This window comes from Eisenbergiella massiliensis, from assembly GCF_003435485.1.
This window is the reverse complement of record NZ_QVLV01000031.1, coordinates 25,979-52,303: the sequence shown is the minus strand read 5'-3', so window position 1 is coordinate 52,303 and position 26,325 is coordinate 25,979. Positions and strand designations below refer to the sequence as shown.

The following is a 26,325-nucleotide window of genomic DNA, read 5'->3' as shown; positions in this document are numbered from 1 at the left end:
CTTTCTGCTGATATAACTTAAAACAAATGATTGTTAAAATTAATCTCCTGCTATTTTTACTCCATTTTTATTGTATCATCCCCGCTTATACTCATCAATTAAATAAAAGAGGAGAGGCCTCATACATCTTCAGCACACGCTCTGCCAGTATTGGTAACCTTTGCAGTATTCTGCTTAATGACACAGTATACTTTCAGATCCTTTTTCACTTCACCGTACTGTTCATACAGCCGTTTCTTTTCCTCCGTCAGCCGCTTGTACTCCGTTTTCATCGTGGCCAGAGCGGGCAGCTTCTCTTTCCAGCTTGTACCGCGCTGCCCAGCATCCCATTTAGCATAGCTTTTTCCCTTGCTCTGGCCTGGTTCACCATATCCACGTCTCAGAAAATGATGTGATTATGGACATGTCCTTTGTCAATATGGGTAGTCAGCATCTAGGGGGATTTGCCTCGCAACACTTCGTCGACAAGCTTCCGCCAGATTTTATTGCCTGCTGTAACATTTTACGGACATTCACCTGTTATAATAATTTCAAAACCCTAAAGCGAGGAATAATGATATGAAACAGATTTTGATTGTCGAGGACGATAACCTTTTGAATAAAACGCTGGCCTACAATCTGGCGTCTGACGGCTACGGGATTACCTCCGCTGCGAACGCAAGGACAGCCGCCTCTGCTCTGAATTCAAAAGTGTTTGATTTAGTGCTGGTGGATATTAACCTGCCCGATGGCAGCGGTTACGACCTGTGCCGCCTGATCAAACCGAAATACCCTGACACGGTGGTAATTTTCCTGACCGCAAATGATCAGGAATGCGACCAGATACGGGGCTATGAAGCCGGAGCGGTGGACTACATCACAAAACCCTTTTCCATCGGGGCCTTGCAGCGGAAAATCAGTGCCATGTTCGCCATGTTGGAACACCATAAACTGGCAAAGGACATTTACGACGACGGGCGGCTGTTTCTGGATTTTTCGGAGCAAACCGCCAGCTTGAACGGCAAGCCCCTCCCCCTCTCCACTATGGAATTTAAGATGCTGAACCTGTTCTGCAAAAATCCGAAGCAGGTGTTGACCCGCCAGCAGCTTTTGGAAAAGCTGTGGGACGTGGATGAAAAATATGTGGATGAACATACCCTTACCACGTCTATAAGCCGTATTCGCAGCAAGATTGAGGCAGACGGAGAAAACTATATCAAGACCGTTTACGGGATGGGCTATCAATGGATGGGAGGTGAAAAGAAATGAAGCTAAATCGCCTCTCTGTCAAAAGGCTGTGCCTGCTGATTGGGGCCGGGGCGCTGCTCTCCATGTTGGCAATTACCATCACGTTTTATGCCCTGACTGGTAATGAACTGTTTTTTCTTATGGGCGCTGCGCTGATGATCTGCGCCCTGTTTTGGCTATTCCTGCTGGTGCTGTTCTTTGGAAAGCGGCTGTCCCTCTTTACTTCCGAATTATGCCAGACATTGGACAACATGATCAACGGCAGCGCCGAACCGCAAAGGGCCAGTGACAGCGAAACACTCTTTGCCCGGATCAGCCACCGCCTGACCCGGCTCTATGAGATTATGCAGGAAAACCGCTGTAAGGTGGACGAGGAACGCAAGGAGCTTCAAAGCCTTGTATCGGACATTTCCCATCAGGTAAAAACGCCGGTCAGCAATCTGAAAATGGTTACGGACACGCTTTTAACAAAGCCGGTCACCGAACAGGAACGCACGGAATTTTTGCAGGGAATCCGCAGCCAGACGGATAAGCTGAATTTTCTCTTTCAGGCGCTTGTAAAAACCTCCCGCCTGGAAACCGGGGCAATTGTGCTGACAAAGAAAGATGGTTTGTTATTTGATACCCTGGCACAGGCCATGAGCGGGATTGTCTATGCTGCGGAGAAAAAAGGCATTGCCGTCACCGTGGACTGCCCGCAGGATTTACGCCTGTACCATGACAGCAAATGGACAAGCGAAGCCTTGTTCAATCTTCTGGACAACGCGGTAAAGTACACGCCTGACGGGGGAAAAATCTGCGTGACCGTGGAACAGTGGGAAATGTATGTAAAGATAGATGTAAGCGACAACGGCAAAGGAATTTCCGAGTCCAATCAGGCCGCCATTTTCCGGCGATTTTACCGGGAGGAAGAAGTACACGGCGAGCCGGGCGTGGGTATCGGCCTGTTTCTGGCCCGTGAGATCATTACCCGGCAGGGAGGCTATATCAAGGTGGTGTCCGAAGTCGGCAAAGGCTCTGCCTTCTCTGTTTTTCTTCCCAGCCGGTAATGCAAGCGGCGGCCTGCCCTCCATCGGCTGGCCGCCGCCTTTTCAGTCATTTTTTGCCGCCTCGGACATTTCTGTGACATTTGTGGTTTACACTGGCTTCATCAACAGGTGGAAGCCTTGAAAGGAGCATTTCTGATATGAGTATTTTACAGACGATTGACCTTAAAAAGTATTATGGCGTTAAACCCAACATTACCCGCGCTCTGGACGGTGTAAACTTTTCCGTGGAGCAGGGCGAATTTGTGGCCGTGGTGGGAACCTCCGGCAGCGGCAAATCCACGCTGCTTCACATGATGGGCGGACTTGATACGCCTACCTCCGGTAGCGTAATCGTCCGGGGCGACGAACTGGCAAAGAAGAACGATGAAGAACTGACGATCTTCCGCCGCCGCAATATCGGCTTTATCTTTCAGAACTACAATTTGGTGCCGATCTTGAATGTGTATGAAAACATCGTCCTGCCCGTGGAGCTGGACGGCGACACAGTAGATCAGAACTTTATGGACGGCGTGGTGCGTATGCTGGCCTTGGGGGATAAGCTGAAAAATATGCCGAACACCCTCTCCGGCGGCCAACAGCAGCGTGTGGCGATTGCCCGCGCCCTGATTACCAAACCGGCGATTATCCTTGCCGATGAACCGACCGGAAACCTGGACAGTAAAACCAGCGCCGACGTTCTGGGACTTTTGAAGCGCACCAGCGGGGAGTTTCGCCAGACCATCGTCATGATCACCCATAACACCGAAATCGCCCAGCTTGCCGACCGTATTGTGCGGATTGAAGACGGCAGGATCGCCGTCGAAAGGAGATGACCGGAATGACATGGCCTTTTGAAAATGATACCAACTTTTTTGTAAAGAAAATAGCAAAGGCAGACTTGAAAAGCCACAAAATGAAAACTGTGCTTTTAAGTATCATTATTATCCTGTCAACTTTCCTGATGGCCGTTGTATTTATTGTCTTTCTGAACGATGCCCTTGATCGGGCAAATAGTTCTGCTTACCATGCCATGTATCAAGCCGTCTCCCCTGAAACCATTGCAATCTTGGAAACAGAACCTCAATTTGACAAAGTGGGTTTTTATAAGTATTTTGGCAGCAGCACGACAGAAAGCGGACGGGCCAATTATGCTTATATGGATAAAATGGTTATGGATGCGACTGGATGCCATATTCTTGGCGGGACGTTTCCCCAAAAGGAAAACGAAGTTTTAGTATCTAAACAATACTTGAAAATCAGCGGACAATCCCATCAAATTGGCGATATGATAACGCTCTCCTATATTGATAGTTTGACCCACCGCCCAGTGACACGGGATTTCAATATCTGTGGCTTGATAGAAAATGCGGAGCAGGAAAAAGCAAAGCAATACGATTTTTTGTTTTCAGATGCTTACCGGCTTTCCGTGATTCAGGAAAATGCCGATGTGGAAACTTCCCATTTTACAGACCAACGACCGGATACGCTTGACGTGGTTGTATGTTTGAATACGGCATCCTCCAGCATGACGGCAGAGGAAACACTGGAATTACTCAAGGCAATTGGAACCTCTGCCGGAGTAAGCGATTACAATGTTATCCTGAATTATGATTATATCGAGGGTGTAAAATTTGAGCCGACGCAGATTTTTCTGTTTGCCTCCTTTGCCCTGCTGCTTATGTTTGCAAGCAGTTTTGCTATATACAGCATTTTCTATATTTCCGTTACAGACTCTATCCATACATTCGCACAGCTAAAATCGTTAGGGACAACTGGAACGCAATTAAAAGCTTTCTTGCGCGTTCAGGGAAACATTTTGGCAATACGGTGTATTCCTGTCGGGATGCTGCTTGCATTATTCATCGGAATGTTGCTCTCGTCAGGTACATGGATTCTGGAAGACATGGTAATTGCGCTTGCTTCGGGCCTTTTAATAAAATGTGTTATCAGTCTTTCTCTACAAAAACCCTCAAAAATCTTAGCTAAGATTTCTCCGATTGAAGCTATGAAATATGTTGAAGCCAGAGACCAGAAATACCATAAAACCTTACACAAAATTACGCCAAAAAGCCTTGCTGAAAATAGTCTGAGGGTAAATAAAAAGAAAAACAGGATGTCCATAATCTCACTTTCCATAAGCGGGACACTAATTATTGCTATGGCGCTGTTCATTGGTTCCATAAACTTAAAAACTATGATGCTGCAAACCTATCCGCTGAATGAAAACTTCATGATTGGCGTATCATTAGATAATTTTTATGAACGCCTGCCGCAAATAGCAAAGGATAATCCTTTTACGGACGATCTTTTACGGGAAGTGACTCATATTGCCGGCGTTGAAAAAGTAATAAAGGATGAAAGTATCATCGTCCGGGTAAAAGCTCCCATACTCACAGACAGCGATGGAGAACCTATGCGGGAAGTAATAAATTCTATATCGCCTGAACTCATTGAAAATGTGGGAGAAATTGTAGATGGTAATGTGGATTATACAACTTTGGGAACAGATGGCGTCATATTAAACCAGTTTCGGATTGATAGAAGCAATGTCCCAATGGACTTTAGTGTGGGTGATAAAATTACCTTTGAGATCAATACCGGGGATGGCGTAACCGAAAAAGAATTTTCCGTAAAAGGAATTGCCTATTTTCAGGATGTTGGGCTGTTTTATGTATCTCCTGATACTATTCATGAAGTATCTTCTTATAATTGGACAACACATATTTCCGTTTTCTGTGCGCACGATAATGAGCGGGCAGTGCAAAACAGCCTGCAGGAATTGGTCAACAGGAATACAAATCTCACTCTGAAAGTGTATCTGGACGATTTTTCAATGATCGAAAACTGGATGAATGCAATTATGGGCAGTGTTTACGGTGTTTGTTTATTCCTATTCCTATTTGGTATCCTTAATATGGTAAATATACTGATTACCAGCATGATCGTGAGAAAGCAGGAGTTTGCACTGCTGCAGGCTGTAGGAATGAGCGGAAAACAGCTGCGGTCGATGCTTTATCAAGAGGGACTTGGCATAAGTCTGAAATCCCTTTTAGTGTCTGTCATTTTAGGTGTCGTCTGTGGTTATGGGCTTTCTTATCTGGGTCGCGACATTCTTTCTTTTAAGTTTATTTCGTTCCATTTTTCTGTGTTCCCTGTTTTGCTGTTTGGTTTATTGATGATTGGGCTTCAAATGGCAATCAGCTATTCCATTTGCAAAACGATTGAGAAAAAAACATTGACAGAGCGGCTGCGATCAGAATAACGCAATTGACAGTGATTTTCTGCTGAAATGCGTTTAGCTTAGCGGGGCGGCCCTGGCCGCCCCACTGGTTTTCTCTGAAAGATATTGATGATGGTATTGATACCATCATCAAGAAAATTACTGTCAGCCTCGTCTAAGAATCAGCATGGTAATATCATCAAACTGCGGCGCACCCTTGGCAAACAGATCCAGCTCTGCTTTGATGCCGTGCAGGATGCTTTCCAGTTCTTCTCCCTGATGGCTGTTCAGATAGGTCTGCAGCTTTTCCTCTCCATACATCTTCTCATAGATATCGGTGGCCTCCGTCACACCGTCCGTATACAGATACAGGGTATCCCGGCTTTCCAGCTTCAGATGCGCCTCCCTGTATATAATCCCTTCCATTCCCGCCAGGACAAGGCCGCTGCGCATCTTGAGATATGCAAAGCTTCCTTCCGCCCTTCCCAGCAGCGGAGGATTGTGCCCCGCATTGGTATAGACAAGCTCCCCTGTGGAAATCGTCAGGATCCCCATCCATGCCGTTACGAACAATCCGGCTTCATTGTTCTCACACAGTGTCTGGTTTACCGCAGTAAACGCCTGCCCGGGGCTTTCCCCCATCTGGACATGATTTTTAATCAGTGTTTTTGTAATGACCATAAAAAGCGCCGCCGGAACACCTTTCCCGGACACGTCCGCAATGACAATTGCCAGATGATCCGGATCCACCAGGAAAAAGTCATAGAAATCTCCGCCCACCTCCTTGGCCGGCGTCATGGTGGCATAAATATCGAATTCCGAACGCTCGGGAAACGCCGGGAAAATACAGGGCAGCATTGACGCCTGTATCTGTGTCGCCACTGAAAGCTCCGCCCCGATCCGTTCCTTTTCCGCCGTAATCGCTGTTATATCTTCAATATATCCGTTGATATCCTGTTCCATCTGCTGTAACGCCATGCACAGGTTTTCCACCTCATCTCCCGTGTGGATCTCCAGCTTTTCCAGGGCGGACCGGCCATCTTTCCCGCCGGCCTTCTTTTTTTCCTCCACATAGGACACTGCTGCCGCCGCCAGGCTGTTAATGGGTTTTATCACCACGCGGTTTACCAGACCAATAAATAAAAGCACCAGGAGCGTTGTAATAACCAGCATTACCAGACAGATATGGACTAAAAAATCCTGTCTGTCATTCATCACCGCCTCCATGGAAATGTCCGCCATCGCATGGCCCACTACCCTTCCGTCCGCATCTTTTATGGCCACCCCGGCAGAACAGAGCCAGCCATACTCCTGCGTATCCGTGATATAAGCCGGGAAGCTGGTTTCCGGATGTTTAAACACCTGGTAATTCTGTTCATAAATGATATCCCACTGTCCGGTGGGACAGCCGTTTTCCGAGCTGTCGGCGTCCACCAGATATACCCCTGTCTTACTTTCGTCATCCACATAGGTAATATAAAGTGACAGCACGTCGTTGGCTTCTTTTATTATCCCCAGAAGCTCCTGCACGGCCAGGTAATCCTGATCCTTCAACGAGTCATACTGACTGAAATATGCCGCCCGATCCTCTTCCTTTCCAAATACAGGCGCGGGATTTTGGGAATAAATAGCATCCACCTCATCCCTGTATGTTCCCACCCAGCCCGGATCTACCAGCCCGGCGGCAGTGCGGGCCACATCAACAGCCAGCATCTGATAATGCTTATCCATAGTTTCGGCATAGATCCGATAGCTGTTTAAAACAGCCGCTGCGGTAAGGACAAGGGCAAGTACCAATATCACCAATACCGATTTTTTTCCAAGAGATACTTTTTTTCTCACATCAACCTCCTAAATCCTGACCACCAGAGTATTAAAGCCCTGATACCGGCGGTAGAAAAATTCCTCTGCCTTCTCCCGGATTACCAGGATTCCCAGGGCATCCGGATTCACCTTTTCATCCCCTCCCAGCCTGCTCGTATACAGAGAAAAGGGATTAAAGGACACCGCATTGTCGCGGATATGCAAAGAGAAAGCGCCACCTGCCTCCGCAACCAGCGTTATCTGGATATAACCGTCCGTTTCTCCAAAGCCGTTCTGCATAATGGCGGCGCAAAGCTCCTCCACCGTCATGGTTACAAAGTAAATCTGTTTTGCCGCAGCCTCCCACCTTTTACAGAAGCTTTCTATTTCCGAAAGCAGGGAAGAAAGCTCCTCATATTTATTATGAATGGTTGCGGTATAAACCCGTCCCTCCTCAGATTCCTCCTGCCTCCCCGCAGTGTATCTGCAGTATCCTGCGAAAATAAGAAGGGTAAGCACCTCCGTCACCGGATACAGCCACCAGAAGAACCTCCCTCCCCATGCAGAAAAAAGCAGCGTAACCGGAAGCAGCACTGCCGCTCCCCGCAGGATCGTAATCAGGTAGGCTTTCTTCTCTTCCCCGCATGCCTGGTAACAGCCTTCCAGCAAAATACATACTCCCGCCAAAAGGGCACTCACACAATAGACACGCAGCGCATATGCTCCTGTCCTTAAAGCTTTCGAATCCGTAATCCCGAAAACAAGGCAGATGCTCTGGGGAAAACAGGCTGTCACCAATGCCACCATGCCTCCCGCCGTCAGCCCCCGGGAGAGCGCCAGCCGCATGGTACACCTTCTGCCGGGGCGGTTATGCTCCCCGCAATAGGTGCTTAACAGCGGCTGCGCCGCTTTCACAGCGCCGTCATACAGATAGATAATCAGGAAGGATACGTTTTGAACCACGTCAAACACTGCAACCCCAACGCTTCCCATGCTCCGCAGCAAAACACGATTAGCGCACAACAAAAAGACCATGGAAAAAAGATACTGCGAGGAGGAAGCAAAGCCCGCCTTAAAACAACTGAGGCTTCCTTTCGAGTCCGGACAAAACGGTAGGAGCCGGAGGCTGTGGGTTTTCCCGGAAAATCCCGGCAGGTAAACACAAATGGAAATCAGCTGTCCTGCCAGCGTCGCCCAGGCTGCTCCCGCAGCTCCCCCATCCAGAAGCAGGACAAAAACCACATTCAGGACAATATCGCTTAAGTTTCCCACCGTAAAACCAAATCCGGCCAGCTTTTCACTGTCGTCGTTGCGCAGAAAATAGTTCATGACATAAGCGGTAAAAAATAACGGCATTCCCGACAGAATGATCTGTAAATAGGTACGGCTCACCGCAAAAAGCGCTCCGTCTGCTTCGGTTGTCCCCAGCAGTGCAAGAAGCGGCGTCATAAACAGATTGGCTCCGATACTCAGCAGGGCGCTTATAATAAGCGCCGCTGACAGTATCCCCTGAAACCCTCTAATTCCCTCCTCCTTTTTTCCCTTTGCCATCAGGCCGGAAAATCGAATGGCCCCGCCCAGTCCCAGGCCATGCATCAGCACATTCATCACCATAAAGGAAGGAAGCGCCAGGCTGATGGCCGCAAGCCCCGTTACGCCCATACGCTGCCCAACTACAATGCCATCCATCATATCCCCAAAAGCAAGGCCGCATGCGGAGATGATGGCCGGAACGAACTGTTTCCGAAATATTTTTTTCGTAAAGTAATCCTCATGCTTCCGTTCCAATTGCAGCCGCCCTCCCTTCATACATCCGAAGCAGCCCCACAGGCCGCATCCGCTGTTTCATCCGACGCAGCCCCTCGATCCCCAGATCCTCTTCTCCATTTACCAGTGAATATTTCTCCGGCAGAAAGGAGCAAAGCGCATGCCGTGTATATTCGGACATACCCGTTATGTAGCAGCTTTGTTTGCCCAGGCTGATATCAAACATATTTTTTCCAATGGGATATCCCGCCATCACCGCTCCCGGAGCTCCGTCAACCCGCACCAGAATTCCTGCCCCCTCCAGCTCTTCCCAATAGGTAAGCATTGTCACGGAGGCGTCCGTATCCCGCAGGCCGTCCAACCCTTCCTCCCGTTCCTTCTCCTTCCATCCCGAAACCAGGGAAAGCGCATCCGCCAGGTTTTCTGCGCCCACAGGCTCCCATTCCAGCAGGTGGCCGGCAGTAAGCCTGTGGATATACTTACGGGCCGCAAGGAACCCCTTCCCATTCATTTCCTGCTGCTCTTTTCTGTCATAAATATATTCATGGTCGGATTCCCGTTCCCTGATTTGGAACCTTCCCGGGAATTCCTGTTCCAGAAATTCCGCGTCCTCCCGGCGCATATAACAAAAAAGCAGTCCCTCACCATCGAGGCACCTGCAGATAAAATCCCTTACCGCGGTTCTGCCGCCACAGGGGAAAAACCATGCGTTCTCTCCCTGCATCCGACACTTCACGGCAAATAAATTCTCTTCCAGATATACGGACAGCCCCATCTCCTTCTGCCACATAAAAAGGGACGCAAAAGCATGGGAAGCTGTAATATGGCCGTTTTCGTACCGGATTCCTTCTATGGTATCCTTCATGGAAAGTGTGAGAGGCATGGTTCGTATATTCATAGCTTCCTTACCCTCCTGGCAACGATTGTTCCCCCACGTACCGGCAGCCCTTTTTCCCCTCCATACACAGCCGGATATGCCCTTCCTTCCATCACACCATAGATCTCATCCCGGTTTCGATAGATACATTCATAACCATAGAAAGCCCGCAGGATACGATCTGCTTCGGAAACATCCATATCAGGCGTAACCGGATAATTGCTTTCCTCCGGACAGGGCCAGTATTCCCCCTCTCCCTGGGGACGCGCCATTTCATACAGATGACAAAAATCAGACGCCAGCTCCGCCATCATACCGGGAAGCAGCGTCTGTAGTCTGGCCGTCAGGGTCTGCAGGGTGTCCTCCGGCATCACCGGCACTGCCTTCTGCGACAGAATATCCCCCTCGTCAAAGTCATCCGTCATTTTATGTATGGTTATCCCGCTTTCCCTTAATCCCTCCAGGAGAGTGACCGGCATGGGCCAGGCTCCCCTTCCTTTGGGCAGAAGAGCGGGATGAATATTTACCATGGGCAGCTTTTCATCCACGGGAATACGATAATAATATCCGCAGCAGATAAGCGCATCGATTCCCGCTTCCTTCCATCGTTTTACATCCTCCCGCGTAATCTTTCCAATGAGAAGGGGTATCGAATGCTCCTTTGCAAAGGCGCAGGTGCGCAGATTAAATTCCGTCTCATTATCCACAGGGCAGCTGACGATTTCGCACACCCGGCAGCCGGCCTTTACAAGCGCCGGCAGTGCCTGATACAGCGTATCAATTCCTACATATACAATCTTCCAGTTCATGATTACCAGATGCTGACCCTTTCTTCCGGCGACTTATACATTCCGTCTCCCGGAACAACACCATATGCTTCATAGAATTCAGGCATGGAAGAAAGAACCGCATTCACTCTTATCTTTCCGGGAGAATGAGTATCGGAAAGCATTAACATTTTCGTAGCATCCGGCGTATACTTTACTGCCCAGATCCATGCATACTGATTATACAGGGCTTTCCTGTCCACCCCTTCTGTACAGGCGATTTCCGTTATGGCGGACACGCCTCCCAAATCCGCAATATTCTCTGTCAAAGTCTGCTTTCCGTTCACCTGTAGTCCCGCATTTTCATAACCATTGTAATATTCAACTACCCTTTGTGACAGCTCTTCAAACTTCACCAGATCTTCCTGGGTCCACCAGTTTCTGTAATTCCCTTTAGAATCATACTTGGCTCCGGTGTTATCAAAGGCATGGGTAATCTCATGCCCTATCACCGTACCAATTCCACCCCAATTTTCTTCGGCAGACGCATTCTTATCATAAAACGGAGACTGCAGTATTCCTGCCGGAAAATAAATGGCATTTTCACTGGGCATGTAAAATGCATTTACCGTAAAGGCATCGGCTTGTTCCCATTTCTTCCGATCTGTGGGTTCCTCTCTTTTTTCATAGGAATCCTGAATGGAAATTCTGTACAGATTCAATACATTATCAATCAGGTTTCCCCCTTCTGCGGGAGAATAGATACGGACAGCATCCATATAGGAGGGCCATTGATCCGGATATCCCACCTTAACTGTCATGCTGTTAATTTTCTTAACCGCCTCCACTTTTGTGGCATCCTGCATCCAGTCAAGCTTGATAATTCTTTCCCTGTATACGTCCAGCACCTGTTTTACCATGTTTTCCACTTCAATTTTGGATTCCTTATCAAAACAGTTTTCCACATAGACCTGGCTGCAGAAGTCATTCAGCACCGTTTTTACCAGCGAAAGGGAAATCTTTTCCGGTGATTTTGCAGTAACGGTTCCCTCCTGCGCCTGCTGGAAATCTCCCAGCGCATTCTGGGATTCCATATCCGACCAGTCGGAACAGATATAATAGAATATCGTCTTCACATATTCCTTCAAGAGGGAAAGATTTCCATCTGTCATCAGGCTGCCGAAGCTGGCAAGATATTCAGGTTCACCGACAATAATTTTGTTATTTTCCTGCGCCTCATAAAGGCTGCAGAATAAATCCATCGGCAGGCCGCTGCAGAAGATTTCCTTCAGGTCTGAAACCTGATAGGCATGATAAAGCTTTTCAGGATCATAATATTCCTGTATTTCATAGGTAGCGGCGGAAAGCGTCCTGCATAGAGTACAGATCTGATCCGCCAGGGCATCCGCGTCCTCTTTTGTTTTTCCGTTTATCTGATGCAGTGTGGATATAAAGCTCCTGGCCGCCTCCCTGACAGAAAGGCTGTAATCATCCTCACCAAACCAATATTCCTTACTTAAAAAAGCAGTGCCCGCCGATACATAAAGTACCTTTTCATCCACGTTCTTCGTATCCACGCCATAGCCTGCCGAAAACAGTGTGCCGATTCCATAGGTTCTGTCCAGCTTCATGACAACTGAAAGCAGCTCCTCCATGTTCTGCGCACGGTCAACGTCGGCTAAAAATTTGTTTCCGACCGTACCATAACAATAAGCGTTTCTCGTATCCGCATCCATAGCGCACAGATAGAGCGCGCCCAGCTGATATTCCTTGCTGTTTTTATCATAGGAATCTATGTTATCTGCGTAATTTATAATATAGCCTTTAAGCTCCTCATCCACCTTATTTCTCAACTGATAAAACCAGCCGGTTCCCGATGCATCATCGTTAATTTTCATCCCGGCAATTAATTTTGCATCCACCGCTTCATAGAAATCCTCCCTGGCCTGACCGGGATCGACGCTTTGGGGAGCAGCATCCGCAGTCAGCGGAGTCAGAAGCATTCCAAAACTTAGGACTATGGCCATCAGCCATGAGAATACCCTGTTTTTATTCATAATTTGAACCTCTTTTCTCTTTCTGTGTTTCTATTCGTTTTATGTGACTGCTTCATTACTTCACGATCACTGTTTGTTTTATATCAATCTCCCGCTTTTCTTTTCCGGGTCGACAATAGCCCGTACCCGTAGAGGATTGATAGGGTGATCTGTCATTAAATTTACTATCCACCGCGCCATACGCTCCAGTACGTTGGGTTTCTTATAAATATTCTGTAAATAATCATCCACATCCACATAAGGATATAAATGACGTCCCACCGTCAGCATCGCCATACATCTGATTCCCATATCCTCGGTAAGCACCTGGGCCACCCTGTCCGCGGAATATTCCTGGGACCGGCTGTACATCGGCCCCACCAGCGGTATTATTCTGGCGAACAATATGCTGAAATTATGTAACAGGGTTGGATGGTTAAAATATTGATGTCCAAACTCATGAGCCATAGTAAAATAGACTACGTCAAAATCTTTATTTTCCATATACGCAATGTCGACAATTTCCGCATTCAACTGTATATATCTTCTTCCCAGAACCCATGATGCAAAAGCATTGAGTATCCCGTTTTGCTGAGTTATGTAGACCTCCGGGACTTTTTTCAGACCCAGCAGTCTGGCAAACTCCACGCTTTTTTCATAAATTTCAGGAAAATTCTTAGACGTTACTTTAACCGAATAAGATAGCTCTTTTGCATAAGCCTGATATAATACGCATAAAAAAAGCACAATTATATAAGCTATCATCAAAAAGGCGAATCCTTTATCCAATCCCTCTAACAAGTCGGAAATGTCAGCATTCTCCACTACTTCTGAAAAATCATCAATATTGTCCACTACGATAGTTACTATTATAATGCCCAGCCAAATTATACTATTGATAGCAAACATCACCCAGTAAATGGGTCTTTCTCCCTTATGTCTGACCTTGCGGATTTCCCTGCGGACTTCATTTGTTGTACGCTCCATATTTTCCTCCTTCTGCTGTACCTTGACAGTTCTGTTACTACGCTTCGATTTTCATGATATCAGTAAATCCCGTGGCTTCAAAAACCTCTGCAATTATCTGGTTGGGATGGCGTACCACCATGCTCCCCTTCCGTGAATTCATCAGCTTCTGAGTCATAAGAATCACCCGCAGCCCAGCGCTGGAAATGTAATCCAGATCCTTAAAATCAAAAATAACCTCGCTGAGCTCCTCTGTAGCGGTAGCCTTCACCGCTTCCGTCAGCTCCGGGGCCGTATTAGTATCCAGCCTCCCTGTCAGCTTAAATTCCATACTTCCACCGTTTTTCACCTTAGTAATCTCCATTTTGCTTCCCTTCCGCGCTCTTAAACGCCTGTTACTATAATTATGCTAACAATCTTAAACCTCCTGTTTTTTCTTATCATGGACTGCCGCTTCTTTGCTCCTGTCAGATTGTTTTTTTCAGCGTCAGAATGTTCTGGCCGCCTTTATAAGCATAGGAAATCTGATCCATGGACTTTTTTACGAGTAAAATGCCCAGCCCTCCGATTTTTCTTTCCCCGGCCGGCAGGGTGGTGTCCGCCTCAGATACAGCAAGGGGATCAAAGGGACGCCCGTTATCCAAAAACTCCAGTATCACCTGAAGAGGATTCCCCTCCACGCTGCAGATGATGGTCGCTTTCCCAATCCCCGGTTTATATGCGTAGTGCGCAATATTTACATATATTTCTTCCGCTGCCATGGAAATCTGCATCATAGCCTTTACCGGACAGCCGCTTGCTTCCAGCTCCTGTTCTATAAAACTCTGTACCTTTTCCAGATTTTCCAGCGTAGCATCCACAGTAATTGATTTCATCTCTTCATTTCCCCTGCTTCTTAATAGTCTCTATAGCTTTACAATTAAATTATTCAGACCAATCGTATTTCTGTAATCCGTACCTACAGAGATTCTCTTCACCAAACGAATACCTATATTCTTGCATGGATCCGCATCCTCCTGAAGCTTTTCCAGCGGATTGAAGGGTATGCCGTCATCCCGTATCCTGAAAATCAGCTGTTCTTTCTTAATCAGTACTCTGATATCAATAAAATGTTTTTTTCCATCAGTAAATGCATGCTGCACCACATTCCCGGTCATTTCTTCTATGCACAGAGAAAGATGATGCGTTCTTCTTTTATCAATCCCTTGCTTCCTGCAGAATCTACCAATATTTTCAGAAAGAATAATCACCTTATCCATATCATTTTCCAGTGAAAGTGAAAGCTGCTGTTCCTCCGGTACGCCAAAATCCTCCGGCAGAAGAAGGAAATCCTCCAGGGAACGGGGGAAATGTCTCTTCTTCCATGCAACCACACCGGTTAATGCCATTAGCATGGCTCCTTCTCCCAGCAAAAATGAAATCCAAACGCCATCCGTTCCAAACACAGGTGATAAAATACCTATAAACAACATCATAAAGAAAAAGTTATCCCCCACGCACATGAAGTTGGCCATAGGCAGATTCCCGGCACTCTGGTAATAATTCAGGAAAACCAGATTAACGGTATACAAAGGGAGGCTCAAAAGGAACCAGAACATAACCCTCACAGCCATAGAGGCCGCCTCAGGATTATCCCTGCCAAACATCATCACCAGAGGCTTTAAAAACAACAAGCTGGCGGCACAGACAATCACCGTAAGCAGCACTCCCGTTTTTATTGATACTCTGACGGAATCCTCCAGGGTCCTCTTGTCTTCTTCTCCGTAAAAAATTCCGCTGATCAGCAGCGTAGTCGCTCCTATCCCTGTACAGATGGAACCAAGAATGGAGTTCAGGCTGTTCTGTATGGAGAATGCAGTCAGCGCAACATCTCCGGTCAAAAGCATGAGCACATGATTGGTCAGCGCCGTCCTTGCTGTAATGCAGATTTTATTCAACGCATTGGGAAAGCCTGTTTTTCCAATAGTACATAGTTCTCTGAACGGATTTTTCACCCTGACAAAACGAAGAGAATTGACGGGCTTGAAAAAATGGATGAGACATATGAAAACCGCTGCAAAATAGCTGATGGAAGTGGCCATTGCCATTCCGAACATGCCCAGATGGAAGAAAAGTACGTTACAAAAATCCAGAGTGATGTTAATAACCGTCATCACAATAATACTGTAAAGCCCCAGCCTGGGAGAACCATCCGTTTTGGTAAAAGCCATCAGCACCTGAGAAATAATGATAGGTAAGGCTCCCGCTCCCAGCCCCCGGATATAAGCGGCGGCCAGAGGCAGGATTTCTCCTTCCGCTCCCAGGAATCCGGCGGCGGTTTCCGGGAAAATAAGGCAGGCAGCTGCGCAAATCAGGGCCGCAGCCCCGGCACAGATAACCGCAATGGTAAATACTTCATTTACCTTTCCCGGCTGATCCCTTCCGATATATTTACCGCACAGACTGATGCTTCCATTGCTGAAAACACCAGCCACTGCCGAAAAAAGAATAAACAAGGGACTGACGATTCCGAAAGCCGCCATGGATGCCGAACCCAGGAAATTGCCAATCACAATCCCGTCTACCATCATACCTATCGTAGCCGCCGCCATCGCGGCAATGGAAATGGAGAGGTATTTTCTGAAAACCTTTTTCGTTATGTAATCACTGGTCATGTCCTATTTTCTGTTCCTTCCTGGTCCAGCATATCCAAAAGTCCTGTCATGGCTATCACTTCCCCGACATCCTCATTTACTCCTGAAAGAGAAAGCTTTGCAAAGTTTTTATATGCCTTCAGCAATACTCTGATTCCCGCACTGCTTATATAAACAAGCTCCGTGCAGTCCAGCTTCAACCTTTGCGTCCCATTTTCCTTCAGCTGCATAATCTTTTTTTCCGTTTCCGGAGCTGTCAGAGCATCCAGACGCCCCTCCAGATAAACGATGGCTTCCGCCCCTTCTCTGCTTTCTTTCCAGTGCTGTTGCGAATCCGTTTCTCCCGAGGCAAACCCCGCCTTGAATGCTCCTGCCTGCCTCATTATCATATCGAAGCCATCCAGCACATTTTCCTGCATCAGCGGGAAGATTACAAATTGCCTGGCCTTCTCCAGATCTGATACGATCCCGCTGCTGCGTATCCTGGATAACGACACTGCCATAATGCTTGTCCGGTACTCTATGAACAGCTCAAGAAGCTGCCAATGCTCTTCGGGAAGCTTCAGATGCAGCTCATAGCCGGTTCTGAAATAAGGAAGGATATCCTCATTCAGCGCATCTCTCCTGCATTTTTCCATATGGTATCCATTCATAAGCCAGGTGATGCAGGCAGAGGCAATATCATACATAAAATAACCATAATTACATTCGTCAAAATCAAAAATCCAGATATTATTTCCGTCCACAAAATAATTATTGGAATGGAAATCTCCGTGTATCATCCCAAACCAGCGCGGGTCCTCAGGAACCGCCTTCACTTTTTCATAAATTCCGTCGATCCGCTCCATCAGATCAGCCGGAAGATTTTCCCTTGCATATGCAAAAGACGGCGCCTGCTTTTCATACCATTTTTTTCTTTTATAACTAATCCCTGCTTTTGCGCTGTCGGCGCCGGCAGCATGGATACGTCCCAGCAGATCTCCCACGGCAATGAAATGCATGGCATCCAGATCTGTAATCTCCCGTACCGCTCCCCTTGCTGTCCGGAACATGGCCGCCCGATAATGAACACCATCGATCTCAAATTCCTCTACAATATGATTTTTCAGGGAAGGAAAGGGTTCACATACAGTTTCGCTGAACTGTTTAAGATCATCCACCCACAGCACCTCACTCATCGTTTCTTCCCTTGTTTTCACGGAGCCGATGCTGACACGGATCATATGCGGCTCTCCCGGAAAAATAAATGCATAATTCTGTGTTGAAAAGAAACATTTTGCCTTATTGATATCCAAACCGTAACATTTCAGCAGTTCTTCTCTGAGTACCTGTAATTCTTTTTCCAATTTATTTTACTCCTTATATTCCAAAAGCTGATTTTATTGGATTTGCAAGCTCCCCGGCAATGTCTGCAACGTCTGCTTCAAATATAAAATAATCGCATTCTGCATGGACATCGTTCATAACGTAAATTGCAACGCCCGTATCTGTTAAAAAATAATTATAAATTTCATCTGTTCCAAGCACATAATCTTTAAATGCCTGTTCTGCCTTGGCTGCCAGTTCATCAGGCACATCGTCACTCGGCAGAGTCAGCTTAAACATTTGGATCTGCTCCTGTGTAAAAGGGACCGCATTCAGAGCGCCAACCGGCTCTCCGGTCGTAACATCAAATGTCTGCGCACTTACCTCATTGACAGAATATGCCGCACCCTCGGCTGTCACATTTAAATATCGCTGTACACTGAGAAGTTTTTCCCCTACAAAGGCATATGTCGCCGTACCGTAATATTCGGTCCTATCAGCTTCGCTGTCCACACCGTTGGTCCACTGCCACAAGTAAAACTCCATAATGTTCTCATTGAGTTTTCCCTGAATAATATCATATAGATCTGCAACCTGGATATACTCTACCTCTACATGATCAGCAGTATAAGTTTCCAGATTAAATTTAACATTATCATAATCATCTTCTATAGCAGACCCCAATGTCTCAGATTCATTTTGCCCCTCCGCCGGGATGCTTGTTTCCACCGGCGCTGCAGGCTCGGAGATATCCGCCTCTGTTTCAGAATGCGTATAGGCAGCGGAAGTTTCCCTTTTTGTATTTTCCCCGGAGCAAGCCGGCAATACCGCGCAAACACAGAAAGCCATAAGGATTGTCATCAGTGTTTTCCGGTTTCGCACATTCTTCATTTAAACATTCCCTCCATAAGTGGTATTTTTACCAAATGATCAATCTGTCCTCGGGGGCCAAATACATGCCGTCTGATTCCGTTACGCCAAAAGCCTTATAAAATTCATCAAACTGCTGCACCGGCACATTGGTTCTTTGATAATCGAGCGGATGCGGATCCCCTTGAATTTGGCTCAATTCAACACTATAGAGGGAAACAGAAGTATTCATTTTAGCGTAATATTCAAAAAATTTGGCATAATCAAAGTTTTCTTCTTTCTCAGCCATCTTAAGCGCACATTGTAAGCCTGTCATGTCCGCAATCATTTCACTGTCTATGTTGCTTCCATTCGCATAATAATCATCCATAATCAATATACCGTCCAGGTACTGGTCCATCTTCTTTACTCTTTCGTTGAATCCGGCAAAATCTTCCTCCGGCCACCAGTTATTCAGATTTCCTTCCAAATCATACTGGGAACCATTGCTGTCAAACGCATGGGAGATTTCGTGACCAATCCAAAATGCACCGAGAGACGCATACAGTTCCTCAACAGGCATATCGGAATAATAAAAAGGACTTCCCATCATCCCTACAATCATATTTATGGAATTATCCGAATTACTGTAAAAAGCATTGCACTCCAGCACACATAAGTCGTCGGCCCACATTTCTTTATCAGGGGCAGTTCCCAGTAGATTTATCGCCAGATCCATATTATATTTTCCGATTTTTTTCAGAGCCTCATAATAAGAGAGTCCGTCAATATCAAGCCCGGAATAATCCTGCCATTTATCCGGCCAGCCCACATGGACTGCCATGGAATCCAGTTTTTTAAGCGCATAAGCTATTGTTTTCGGTGTTGCCCAGTCATTTCCCGACAAAATCTCATGATAAGTATCGATTACCCTATAACACATATCCTCAACCCGCTGACGATCCTCCTCAGAGCTGTACATCTTAATATATTCCTTAGACAGGGAATCCGGCAGAATACTTTTTACAAGGGAAAAGGCTTTTTCCTCCAGAGGCCTGTCTCCTGATGAGCCGTAATATTGATTGCTCAGTTTCGTCACGGTCTGCATCGTATCTTCATCAAGTGCGCTGCTTTGATTCAAAACAAATTTTACCAGAATATAATTTTTGAGCATTGTTGCATTCTCTTTTGTAAATATCCCGTCAAGGCAGCGGATATAATCCGGATCTGTGACAATATATCCGCCATCATAGCCGAGTTCATTCGCTTCTAATACTTCTTTCAGCGGATATGTATTTACCAGTTCCGTTAGTTCTTCCAATGTCATTACATTATTGACTCTCTCCATAAAATCCGAACGCATGCTTTCCTCGTCCGTATAGATATGAGGGGCCAGTTTCCGCTCCAATTCGATGGCATCCTGAAAACATGTAAGCGCATTCTCTCTGTCCATGCCAAGGCGATCCATCATGTATATGAAAATCTCCTCATTGAAATCATGAAGCAGTGTGCCGTATTCATTCTCCTCCAGATAATTCGCTGAATCACTCATGATAAGGCCCGGGGAAGAAATCCATACATAATATGAGTCTGCATCAGAAATACCGGTGCTGATGCTGACACCCATCAGATTTTCCACTTCATATTTGAGATCGGGCTCCAAATACAGTGCCTTAATATCGTCCAGGCTTTCTGCTGCAAGAATTTTTTCTACGCTTCCCTTAATCGGATCATATCCGGCCTTATTTCTCGCATCCACATCCATATACAGATCAAACATTCCCTGTACCAGCTTGGCATCATGACCAGGCAAATCATTTCCGTCGAGCATCTTTATCGCTTTTTCCATGGTGTCCTTTGCAACCGCAGAATAATTTGACCAACTATAATAACCATCGGGAAGTTCCGTATCCAATATCCAGTCTTTATTGACAAACAAATGAAAATCCTGCTTCGGGTCTGTTGGAGTATCTTTGGTTACATTTCCAATCAGGCAGGAATTCAGCCATGGAGTTCCATTCGCATGGTTGCCCTCCTCTGCAGTCTCATCCATCACTTGGGCTTCTTCTGATGCAGCCTCTGAGTTTTGCGCTGCCGCAGACACTTCCGTATCTGTTGCTGCTTCGCGGCCCGCAACAGCGGCAGTATCCGTATGTGCCGCTCCGCAACCTGCAAGACTACTGATTAGTATGGACAGTACCAATATACCTGTTGCTACTTTCCTTTTCATATTTGCTCTCCAATCTTTTTTGTTCTTTGTCCGTATTCTCCATCATGAAACCCAAAAAGCTCTTTCAGATTTACACCTCCTATTATGTGAATCGTTCTTTTATTAAGCAACACACCTTCCGAAAACTATACTTTTTATTCAGAAATCAATTCACAAAAAAGCAAAACTGAAGCCTTGTAGACGTTACCTTCTTGTGAAAAGCGCACTGTACCATGATATTTTTCCGCCACAGCCTTAACCGAATTCTGCCCGATACCGCAAGCCTGCCTGATCCCTTTTCTGTCATATGATTTTTCTTCTACGGAGTTATCGACGGTTAATATCAGCTTGTTATTCTCAATACCGCATCTGGCAAAAATAAAGCGCCTGCCGCTGGACTGTCCTATGACACTGTGTTCCGCGTTCTCAAATAAATTACCGAATACAATCGTCAAATCCGTATCTTTAATGCCTGTATCTGCAGGAAGCTCCAGCTTTACATCCACCTCAGCCCCTGCTTCCTTTGCCTGCTGAAGATAATACCTCACCAACACATCCACTGTGTGATTGCCGCATACCTGAAGTTCATTTTCAAAGGGAAGATTTTGTCTGTATTCTGCCAGATAGGCTGCAAGACCATTCATATCATTCTGCTCTATAAAAGATGTCATCGCTGTCAGATGATGACGCAGGTCATGCCTTAATGCCCGTGATGTTTCGATACTCTCTGTAAGCTGCAGGTAGCTTTGGACCTGCACTTCCATTTGCTGTTCCATCGCTGCTACGCTGGTTTCCAGACGAATACGACGAGCCGCATTCAAAACCAAACGCACATTGATAAAATAAGTCACAAGTCCCGTAGCGCTAATTAATAAAAATATACCGATGGCCTGTTCCTGGGGAATTGCCGTATTATTTCCCATATCGTTAAAAATTACTGTCACAATAAATATCAATATCGGTGAAATACACAAAAGCCAGAAATCACGGTTGCGCAGCTCCTCCATGGCTTCCCTGAGCTGATGCACAAAAAAATACCATATGGTGGGCATAAGCACTGCTGTTATCAAAAGAATTACAAGGCTGTAAGCAAGATTACTTTGTAAACTAATCCGTTCTCCGGGATAAAAAGGCCTCAGCAAAATAGCTGCTGTATAATTTATAGCTGTGGATACCGCCTGTACCAGAAGAAATATGTATAATATTTTAACCGGAGCTACCCTGAACCCCCATAAAAACAAGCCGAACATAACTGCATATAATATGAGAAACACAATACTGCTGTGACAAATATAATTTTCATTTTGCAGCTGAAAAAAGAAATTGCATAAAAAGAAGAAAATACTGACTGTTGAAATCACAAAGACCATCACAGCACGGCTGACTCTTCTTTGAGGATAAAAAGGAACACAGCATATTACAAACCAGGGTACCGTGCAAATAAATCGGCCAATACTCAGTAACACTGCCCCTTGCATATCAATCCCTCCTCCGCATTTTCTCAAACAAATAGCTTTCATAATTCTCACGCATCCGGGTCCGTTCTGCCTGACGCATAGGAATCTCTGCATCATCTATTGTATAGAAAAAGTTTTTATCAACTCTATTTACCAAATCCATATTAATCAGGAAGCTGCGGTGACAGCGCAGAAATCGTGGGTCACTCAGAAGCTGCTGCAATTCATCCAAATGAATATAACTTCTCACATCTTCTGACTTCAGATGCAGCCAGCATACTTTATCATTTGACTCTGCCCAAATCAATTCTGAGAGAAGAATCCTCCTCTTTTCTCTGTTTACCACAATTTCAATATAACGTTCTGCCTTTCCCATCTGCTTAATGCAGCGTTCCATCGCTGTCCTGACATCCGTTTTTTTGTATGGTTTTACGAGATAATGTACAGCCCCCACTTCAAAGCCCTCCGCGAAATAATCCCTGCTGGAAGTGACAAATACAATTGCCGCTTCTGTTCCCCTGGCACGCAGGGCTCTGGCTGTATCCACGCCGTTGGTTTTAACCATGAATATATCCAGGAAATAAATCTGAAAAGATAACTTCTGAGCCGCCGCAAGTAATGCTTCTCCGCTTTCATAGGATAAAATCTCCGCACAAATTCTGAGTCTCTCCAATTCTGTATTCAGATATTCAAGTAATAACTGCCTGTCATTTTTCTGGTCTTCACAAACTGCAATGAGCACAATGCATCCTCCATTTCTTTTCCTCTTCTTTCAATGACATATTTTCAAGATTCATGGTTTCAAATTATTGGTAATGGTGTTTCTCTCTCTCAGTTCAGCCCACCTTCAAATTAGTACCACATATGTACAAAAGCTTTCTGCCCTTAATTGTATTAAATATGTATTTAATTTTAATTAATGGACACTTTTTCTTAGTTATTATGCACTTAATACAATTTTTAATCAACTAAATTGGCGAAAACAATATACTTAATGTCGAAATCTATTAACTTATCTTTTAAGAAAAAAATTAAATTCAGCACTTTCATATTGTTCTCTATTGTTCTTAAAAAACGGCCTAAAATCAGTCCGCTTCCATGAACTCAGATACAACCTGAACAAGTGCTTTAAGCCCCCGGCATAAGCATAAAAGATATCAAGAAATGGCTGGGGCACAGCTACTCTCTTCCCTGAATATTTATACTCACTTAGATTATAGAAATAAGGTTTCCAGCACAAATGCAATTATAGGGATTCTTCCTGTAAGAAATGAAAAAGGACCCTTTCCAGCGGCAGACTGAAGAAAGAGTCCCTTCATAAAATAGTACGGGTAGCCGGACTTGAACCGGCACAGTATCGCTACCGAGGGATTTTAACTCCGCTGGAAAAACACGAACAATATATGTTGGCAGCATAAAACTGCCACCAGTTTTCGTCTGGTGGCAGAAATAATTTTTTGTCTTTGTCTACTTGACGGGAAACAGTTCATTTTGCAGCATACGGGCAAATTTCATATAATCATCCAGCGTAGAGACAAGCCCTGCTCCGCCGGATGCAAAAGCAGGTTCACGGGACATATCGTTGCGGATGCCCAGATGGCTGCCTGTATACCTTACCAGCTTCCTTTGCCCGTCCTGTGTCCTTATACTTTCATACACGTTCGTAAGTCTGTGTTGTTTTTCCTGAGGTATCCAAAACGCCGTATCCTCCATCCCCAGCGGTTCCAGAATCTCTTTTGCATACATAAATTATACATACAGTATTGCTTAAAAAAAATATCCGTTTCTTGCATTATCTGCTCATTTCTGACTATATACTGCTGTCCGGGGTATCACAGGAGATGCCGCATATTTGGCGGTAAGCTTTTCCTGCCTGTCATAAATGCCTGGTGCCTTAGACCCTTTACTTTATCCCAATGGTTGGCCCTTTTGTCTTTTTTGTTCTAAAAGAGGCCGATTCTGGAAAATACTTCCTGGTAGGCCTCCTCTGCTCCGCCCATATCCCGCCTGAAACGGTCCTTATCCAGCTTTTCTTTGGTTTTACTGTCCCACAGCCTGCAGGTGTCTGGGGAAATTTCATCCGCAAGAAGGATCTTGCCATCAAATCTTCCAAATTCCAGCTTGAAATCAATTAGCTCAATGCCTGCGGCCGCAAAGAAATTTCGCAGCACCTCATTGACCGCAAAAGCAGTCTCCGTAATTTTTTCGATTTCCTCTTCGGTAGCCAGATTCAACGCCAGCGCATACCAGTGATTGATAAATGGATCCCCCAGTGCATCATTTTTATAGGAAAATTCCACTGTTGGACATTTTAATGTTCTGCCCTCTTCAATGCCCATGCGTTTTGCGAAGCTGCCGGCGCCCACATTGCGGACAATAACCTCCAAAGGTACGATTTCCACTTTTTTCACAAGAGTTTCCCTGTCATTCAGCTCCTTTACAAAATGAGTGTGAATCCCGTTTTTCTCCAGCAGTTCAAACAGGAGATTGCTCATTCGGTTGTTAATGGAACCTTTTCCGTCAATCGTCCCTTTCTTCTGTCCGTTAAAGGCGGTAGCATCATCCTTGTAGCTGACAATCACCATGTTTGGGTCATCAGTTGCGAAAACCTTTTTTGCTTTTCCTTCATATAACTGTTCTCTCTTTTCCATGACTGTCTCCTGTTCTGATTTGCACATTTTATATTGTTCCTTAAAGGCCTGTATAGCCCATCAGAGATTCGTCGATCCGGGCAGCGGCTTCTGTACCTTCTGCGATAGCCCAGACCACCAGGGACTGTCCTCTGTGCATATCGCCTGCAGTAAAAATTCTGGTGTTTTCGGTACAATAAGAACCGGGAGCTGTCTCCACATTCGTCCTCCCGTCTAATTTGACACCAAAAGTTTCTGCACTGTAACTCTCGCTGCCCAAAAAACCTGCTGCAATGAGCACAAGATCTGCAGGAATTTCTTTTTCGGTTCCGGGGACGGGCTCCATGCGCATCCGGCCCGTCTTTTCGTCACGTACGGGCGCCAGCTGTACTGTTTTGGCTCCGCATATATCTCCCTTTTTATTTTTCAGGAATTCGGTAACCGTCGTCTGATAAATTCTTGGGTCATGGCCAAATCGGTCAATCGCTTCTTCCTGCCCGTAATCAGTCTTTAACACCTTTGGCCATTCCGGCCAGGGATTGTTGGCCATCCGCCCTGCGGGTGCTTTCGGCATCATTTCCAGCTGAGCCACACTGGCGGCGCCCAGTCGGATAACGGTTCCCACACAGTCGTTTCCTGTGTCGCCGCCGCCGATCACCAGCACCTTTTTCCCTCTGGCAAGGTAATAGGGTATTTCTTTAAAATTGCTGTCCAGCAGCGTTTTGGTCACATTTTTGAGAAAGTCCACCGCAAAATAAATTCCTTTTGCATCTCTGCCAGGCACTTCAATATCTCTCGGGTTTGATGCACCTCCGGCCAGAAGGATGCGGTCATATTTTTTGAGCAACTCCTTTCCGGGGAGGTTCCTTCCCACATCCACTCCGCATTCAAAACGGACGCCTGCTTCCTCCATGAGACGAATGCGTCTGTCTATGATACCTTTTTCCAGCTTCATATTAGGAATGCCATAGCGAAGCAGCCCACCTGGACGGTCGCTTCTTTCATATACCGTCACGCTGTGGCCGCGGCGGTTTAACAGTAAAGCTGCCGCCAGTCCTGCCGGTCCGCTGCCGATAACCGCTACGGTCTTTCCTGTGCGCACACGGGGAGAGTCAGCCTTTACCAGTCCTTTCGAGAAGGCATACTCGATTACAGCTTTTTCATTTTCCTTTGTAGATACCGGTTCACCGTGCAGACCGCAGGTACAAGCCGCTTCACACAAAGCCGGGCAGACCCTGGAGGTGAATTCCGGGAAGCAATGGGTTTTTGACAGTCTGATATAGGCCTGCTCCCAGTTGCCGCGATATACCAGGTCGTTGATTTCCGGTACCAGGTTATGCAGCGGACAGCCTGATGCCATGCCGGCGATCATCACTCCCGCCTGACAAAAGGGCACGCCACATTCCATGCATCTTGCTCCCTGAAGGCGCTGTTGTTCTTCGGAAAGGGTGCCATGGAAGTCTCTGAAATTTTTAATTCTTTCGCCCGGAGCTGACACCGGTCCCGTTTTCCGTTCATATTCCAAAAAACCCGTCGATTTTCCCATTCTTT

Annotated in this window: 21 protein-coding genes; 4 read left to right on the top strand and 17 right to left on the bottom strand. The window is 46.1% G+C overall.

What is annotated here, in order from left to right; all coding sequences use genetic code 11:
* Positions 1-558 precede the first annotated feature (558 nt).
* The 4 genes from DXC51_RS26330 (at position 559) to DXC51_RS26315 (ending at position 5,517) form a co-directional block, all read left to right on the top strand.
* Entirely contained in the window at positions 559-1,248 is a 690-nt protein-coding gene (locus DXC51_RS26330) for a response regulator transcription factor (protein ID WP_025490397.1), read from the top strand.
* Positions 1,245-2,276, top strand: coding sequence for a sensor histidine kinase (locus tag DXC51_RS26325; RefSeq protein WP_025490396.1), 1,032 nt, complete (start codon positions 1,245-1,247; stop codon positions 2,274-2,276). The genes DXC51_RS26330 and DXC51_RS26325 overlap by 4 nt, the downstream gene beginning before the upstream one ends.
* A gap of 137 nt (positions 2,277-2,413) precedes the next feature.
* A complete protein-coding gene (locus DXC51_RS26320; protein WP_025490395.1) occupies positions 2,414-3,088 on the top strand; it encodes an ABC transporter ATP-binding protein in 675 nt (224 codons plus the stop codon).
* A gap of 5 nt (positions 3,089-3,093) precedes the next feature.
* On the top strand, positions 3,094-5,517 hold the full coding sequence (locus tag DXC51_RS26315; protein ID WP_025490394.1) for an ABC transporter permease: 2,424 nt from the start codon (positions 3,094-3,096) through the stop codon (positions 5,515-5,517).
* 123 nt (positions 5,518-5,640) lie between these two features.
* Here DXC51_RS26315 and DXC51_RS26310 read toward each other — a convergent pair whose 3' ends face one another.
* The 17 genes from DXC51_RS26310 to DXC51_RS26230 form a co-directional block, all read right to left on the bottom strand.
* Positions 5,641-7,317, bottom strand: a complete 1,677-nt coding sequence (locus DXC51_RS26310) for a PP2C family protein-serine/threonine phosphatase (RefSeq protein WP_025490393.1) — start codon at positions 7,315-7,317, stop codon at positions 5,641-5,643.
* Positions 7,318-7,326: 9 nt separating this feature from the next.
* Positions 7,327-9,066: an MATE family efflux transporter gene (locus DXC51_RS26305; protein WP_181970205.1), complete on the bottom strand. Its 1,740-nt coding sequence runs from the start codon at positions 9,064-9,066 to the stop codon at positions 7,327-7,329.
* Positions 9,050-9,943, bottom strand: a complete 894-nt coding sequence (locus DXC51_RS26300) for a phosphatidylglycerol lysyltransferase domain-containing protein (protein ID WP_025490392.1) — start codon at positions 9,941-9,943, stop codon at positions 9,050-9,052. The genes DXC51_RS26305 and DXC51_RS26300 overlap by 17 nt, the downstream gene beginning before the upstream one ends.
* On the bottom strand, positions 9,940-10,731 hold the full coding sequence (locus DXC51_RS26295) for a formyltransferase family protein (protein WP_025490391.1): 792 nt from the start codon (positions 10,729-10,731) through the stop codon (positions 9,940-9,942). Before DXC51_RS26295 ends, DXC51_RS26300 begins: the two co-directional genes overlap by 4 nt.
* A 2-nt stretch (positions 10,732-10,733) precedes the next feature.
* Positions 10,734-12,746, bottom strand: coding sequence for a M13-type metalloendopeptidase (locus DXC51_RS26290; protein WP_025490390.1), 2,013 nt, complete (start codon positions 12,744-12,746; stop codon positions 10,734-10,736).
* Between the two features lie 78 nt (positions 12,747-12,824).
* On the bottom strand, positions 12,825-13,712 hold the full coding sequence (locus tag DXC51_RS26285; protein WP_025490389.1) for a M48 family metallopeptidase: 888 nt from the start codon (positions 13,710-13,712) through the stop codon (positions 12,825-12,827).
* Positions 13,713-13,749: 37 nt separating this feature from the next.
* The gene (locus DXC51_RS26280; RefSeq protein WP_025490388.1) at positions 13,750-14,055 is read right to left on the bottom strand and encodes an STAS domain-containing protein; all 306 of its coding nucleotides are present in this window, start codon (positions 14,053-14,055) and stop codon (positions 13,750-13,752) included.
* Between the two features lie 103 nt (positions 14,056-14,158).
* Positions 14,159-14,566 carry an ATP-binding protein gene (locus DXC51_RS26275; protein WP_025490387.1) on the bottom strand — a complete coding sequence of 136 codons (408 nt, stop codon included), beginning with the start codon at positions 14,564-14,566 and terminating at the stop codon, positions 14,159-14,161.
* A 30-nt stretch (positions 14,567-14,596) separates the two neighbouring features.
* A complete protein-coding gene (locus DXC51_RS26270) occupies positions 14,597-16,345 on the bottom strand; it encodes an MATE family efflux transporter (RefSeq protein ID WP_025490386.1) in 1,749 nt (582 codons plus the stop codon).
* Positions 16,342-17,670, bottom strand: a complete 1,329-nt coding sequence (locus DXC51_RS26265; RefSeq protein ID WP_025490385.1) for an anti-sigma factor antagonist — start codon at positions 17,668-17,670, stop codon at positions 16,342-16,344. Before DXC51_RS26265 ends, DXC51_RS26270 begins: the two co-directional genes overlap by 4 nt.
* A gap of 13 nt (positions 17,671-17,683) precedes the next feature.
* Entirely contained in the window at positions 17,684-18,520 is an 837-nt protein-coding gene (locus DXC51_RS26260) for a hypothetical protein (protein WP_025490384.1), read from the bottom strand.
* Between the two features lie 28 nt (positions 18,521-18,548).
* A complete protein-coding gene (locus DXC51_RS26255; RefSeq protein WP_117545731.1) occupies positions 18,549-20,708 on the bottom strand; it encodes a M13 family metallopeptidase in 2,160 nt (719 codons plus the stop codon).
* 134 nt (positions 20,709-20,842) lie between these two features.
* The gene (locus DXC51_RS29730; RefSeq protein ID WP_181970204.1) at positions 20,843-21,739 is read right to left on the bottom strand and encodes a sensor histidine kinase; all 897 of its coding nucleotides are present in this window, start codon (positions 21,737-21,739) and stop codon (positions 20,843-20,845) included.
* A 427-nt stretch (positions 21,740-22,166) separates the two neighbouring features.
* Positions 22,167-22,886 (bottom strand): LytR/AlgR family response regulator transcription factor, encoded by a 720-nt coding sequence (locus DXC51_RS26245; protein WP_117545730.1) that lies wholly within the window; start codon positions 22,884-22,886, stop codon positions 22,167-22,169.
* A 725-nt stretch (positions 22,887-23,611) separates the two neighbouring features.
* A complete protein-coding gene (locus DXC51_RS26240; RefSeq protein WP_025490380.1) occupies positions 23,612-23,890 on the bottom strand; it encodes a serine hydrolase in 279 nt (92 codons plus the stop codon).
* A 197-nt stretch (positions 23,891-24,087) separates the two neighbouring features.
* On the bottom strand, positions 24,088-24,795 hold the full coding sequence (gene purC / locus DXC51_RS26235) for a phosphoribosylaminoimidazolesuccinocarboxamide synthase (protein WP_117545729.1): 708 nt from the start codon (positions 24,793-24,795) through the stop codon (positions 24,088-24,090).
* 40 nt (positions 24,796-24,835) lie between these two features.
* Positions 24,836-26,320 (bottom strand): glutamate synthase subunit beta, encoded by a 1,485-nt coding sequence (locus DXC51_RS26230; protein ID WP_117545728.1) that lies wholly within the window; start codon positions 26,318-26,320, stop codon positions 24,836-24,838.
* Positions 26,321-26,325 lie beyond the last annotated feature (5 nt).

What these genes read in the sequence shown, in the direction of transcription:
- DXC51_RS26330 (WP_025490397.1), top strand. Translation starts at nt 559, where the DNA reads ATGAAACAGATTTTGATTGTCGAGGACGATAACCTTTTGAATAAAACG.
- DXC51_RS26325 (WP_025490396.1), top strand. Translation starts at nt 1,245, where the DNA reads ATGAAGCTAAATCGCCTCTCTGTCAAAAGGCTGTGCCTGCTGATTGGG.
- DXC51_RS26320 (WP_025490395.1), top strand. Translation starts at nt 2,414, where the DNA reads ATGAGTATTTTACAGACGATTGACCTTAAAAAGTATTATGGCGTTAAA.
- DXC51_RS26315 (WP_025490394.1), top strand. Translation starts at nt 3,094, where the DNA reads ATGACATGGCCTTTTGAAAATGATACCAACTTTTTTGTAAAGAAAATA.
- DXC51_RS26300 (WP_025490392.1), bottom strand. Translation starts at nt 9,943, where the DNA reads ATGAATATACGAACCATGCCTCTCACACTTTCCATGAAGGATACCATA.
- DXC51_RS26295 (WP_025490391.1), bottom strand. Translation starts at nt 10,731, where the DNA reads ATGAACTGGAAGATTGTATATGTAGGAATTGATACGCTGTATCAGGCA.
- DXC51_RS26290 (WP_025490390.1), bottom strand. Translation starts at nt 12,746, where the DNA reads ATGAATAAAAACAGGGTATTCTCATGGCTGATGGCCATAGTCCTAAGT.
- DXC51_RS26285 (WP_025490389.1), bottom strand. Translation starts at nt 13,712, where the DNA reads ATGGAGCGTACAACAAATGAAGTCCGCAGGGAAATCCGCAAGGTCAGA.
- DXC51_RS26280 (WP_025490388.1), bottom strand. Translation starts at nt 14,055, where the DNA reads ATGGAGATTACTAAGGTGAAAAACGGTGGAAGTATGGAATTTAAGCTG.
- DXC51_RS26275 (WP_025490387.1), bottom strand. Translation starts at nt 14,566, where the DNA reads ATGAAATCAATTACTGTGGATGCTACGCTGGAAAATCTGGAAAAGGTA.
- DXC51_RS26270 (WP_025490386.1), bottom strand. Translation starts at nt 16,345, where the DNA reads ATGACCAGTGATTACATAACGAAAAAGGTTTTCAGAAAATACCTCTCC.
- DXC51_RS26260 (WP_025490384.1), bottom strand. Translation starts at nt 18,520, where the DNA reads ATGAAGAATGTGCGAAACCGGAAAACACTGATGACAATCCTTATGGCT.
- DXC51_RS26255 (WP_117545731.1), bottom strand. Translation starts at nt 20,708, where the DNA reads ATGAAAAGGAAAGTAGCAACAGGTATATTGGTACTGTCCATACTAATC.
- DXC51_RS29730 (WP_181970204.1), bottom strand. Translation starts at nt 21,739, where the DNA reads ATGCCCACCATATGGTATTTTTTTGTGCATCAGCTCAGGGAAGCCATG.
- DXC51_RS26240 (WP_025490380.1), bottom strand. Translation starts at nt 23,890, where the DNA reads ATGTATGCAAAAGAGATTCTGGAACCGCTGGGGATGGAGGATACGGCG.
- purC (WP_117545729.1), bottom strand. Translation starts at nt 24,795, where the DNA reads ATGGAAAAGAGAGAACAGTTATATGAAGGAAAAGCAAAAAAGGTTTTC.
- DXC51_RS26230 (WP_117545728.1), bottom strand. Translation starts at nt 26,320, where the DNA reads ATGGGAAAATCGACGGGTTTTTTGGAATATGAACGGAAAACGGGACCG.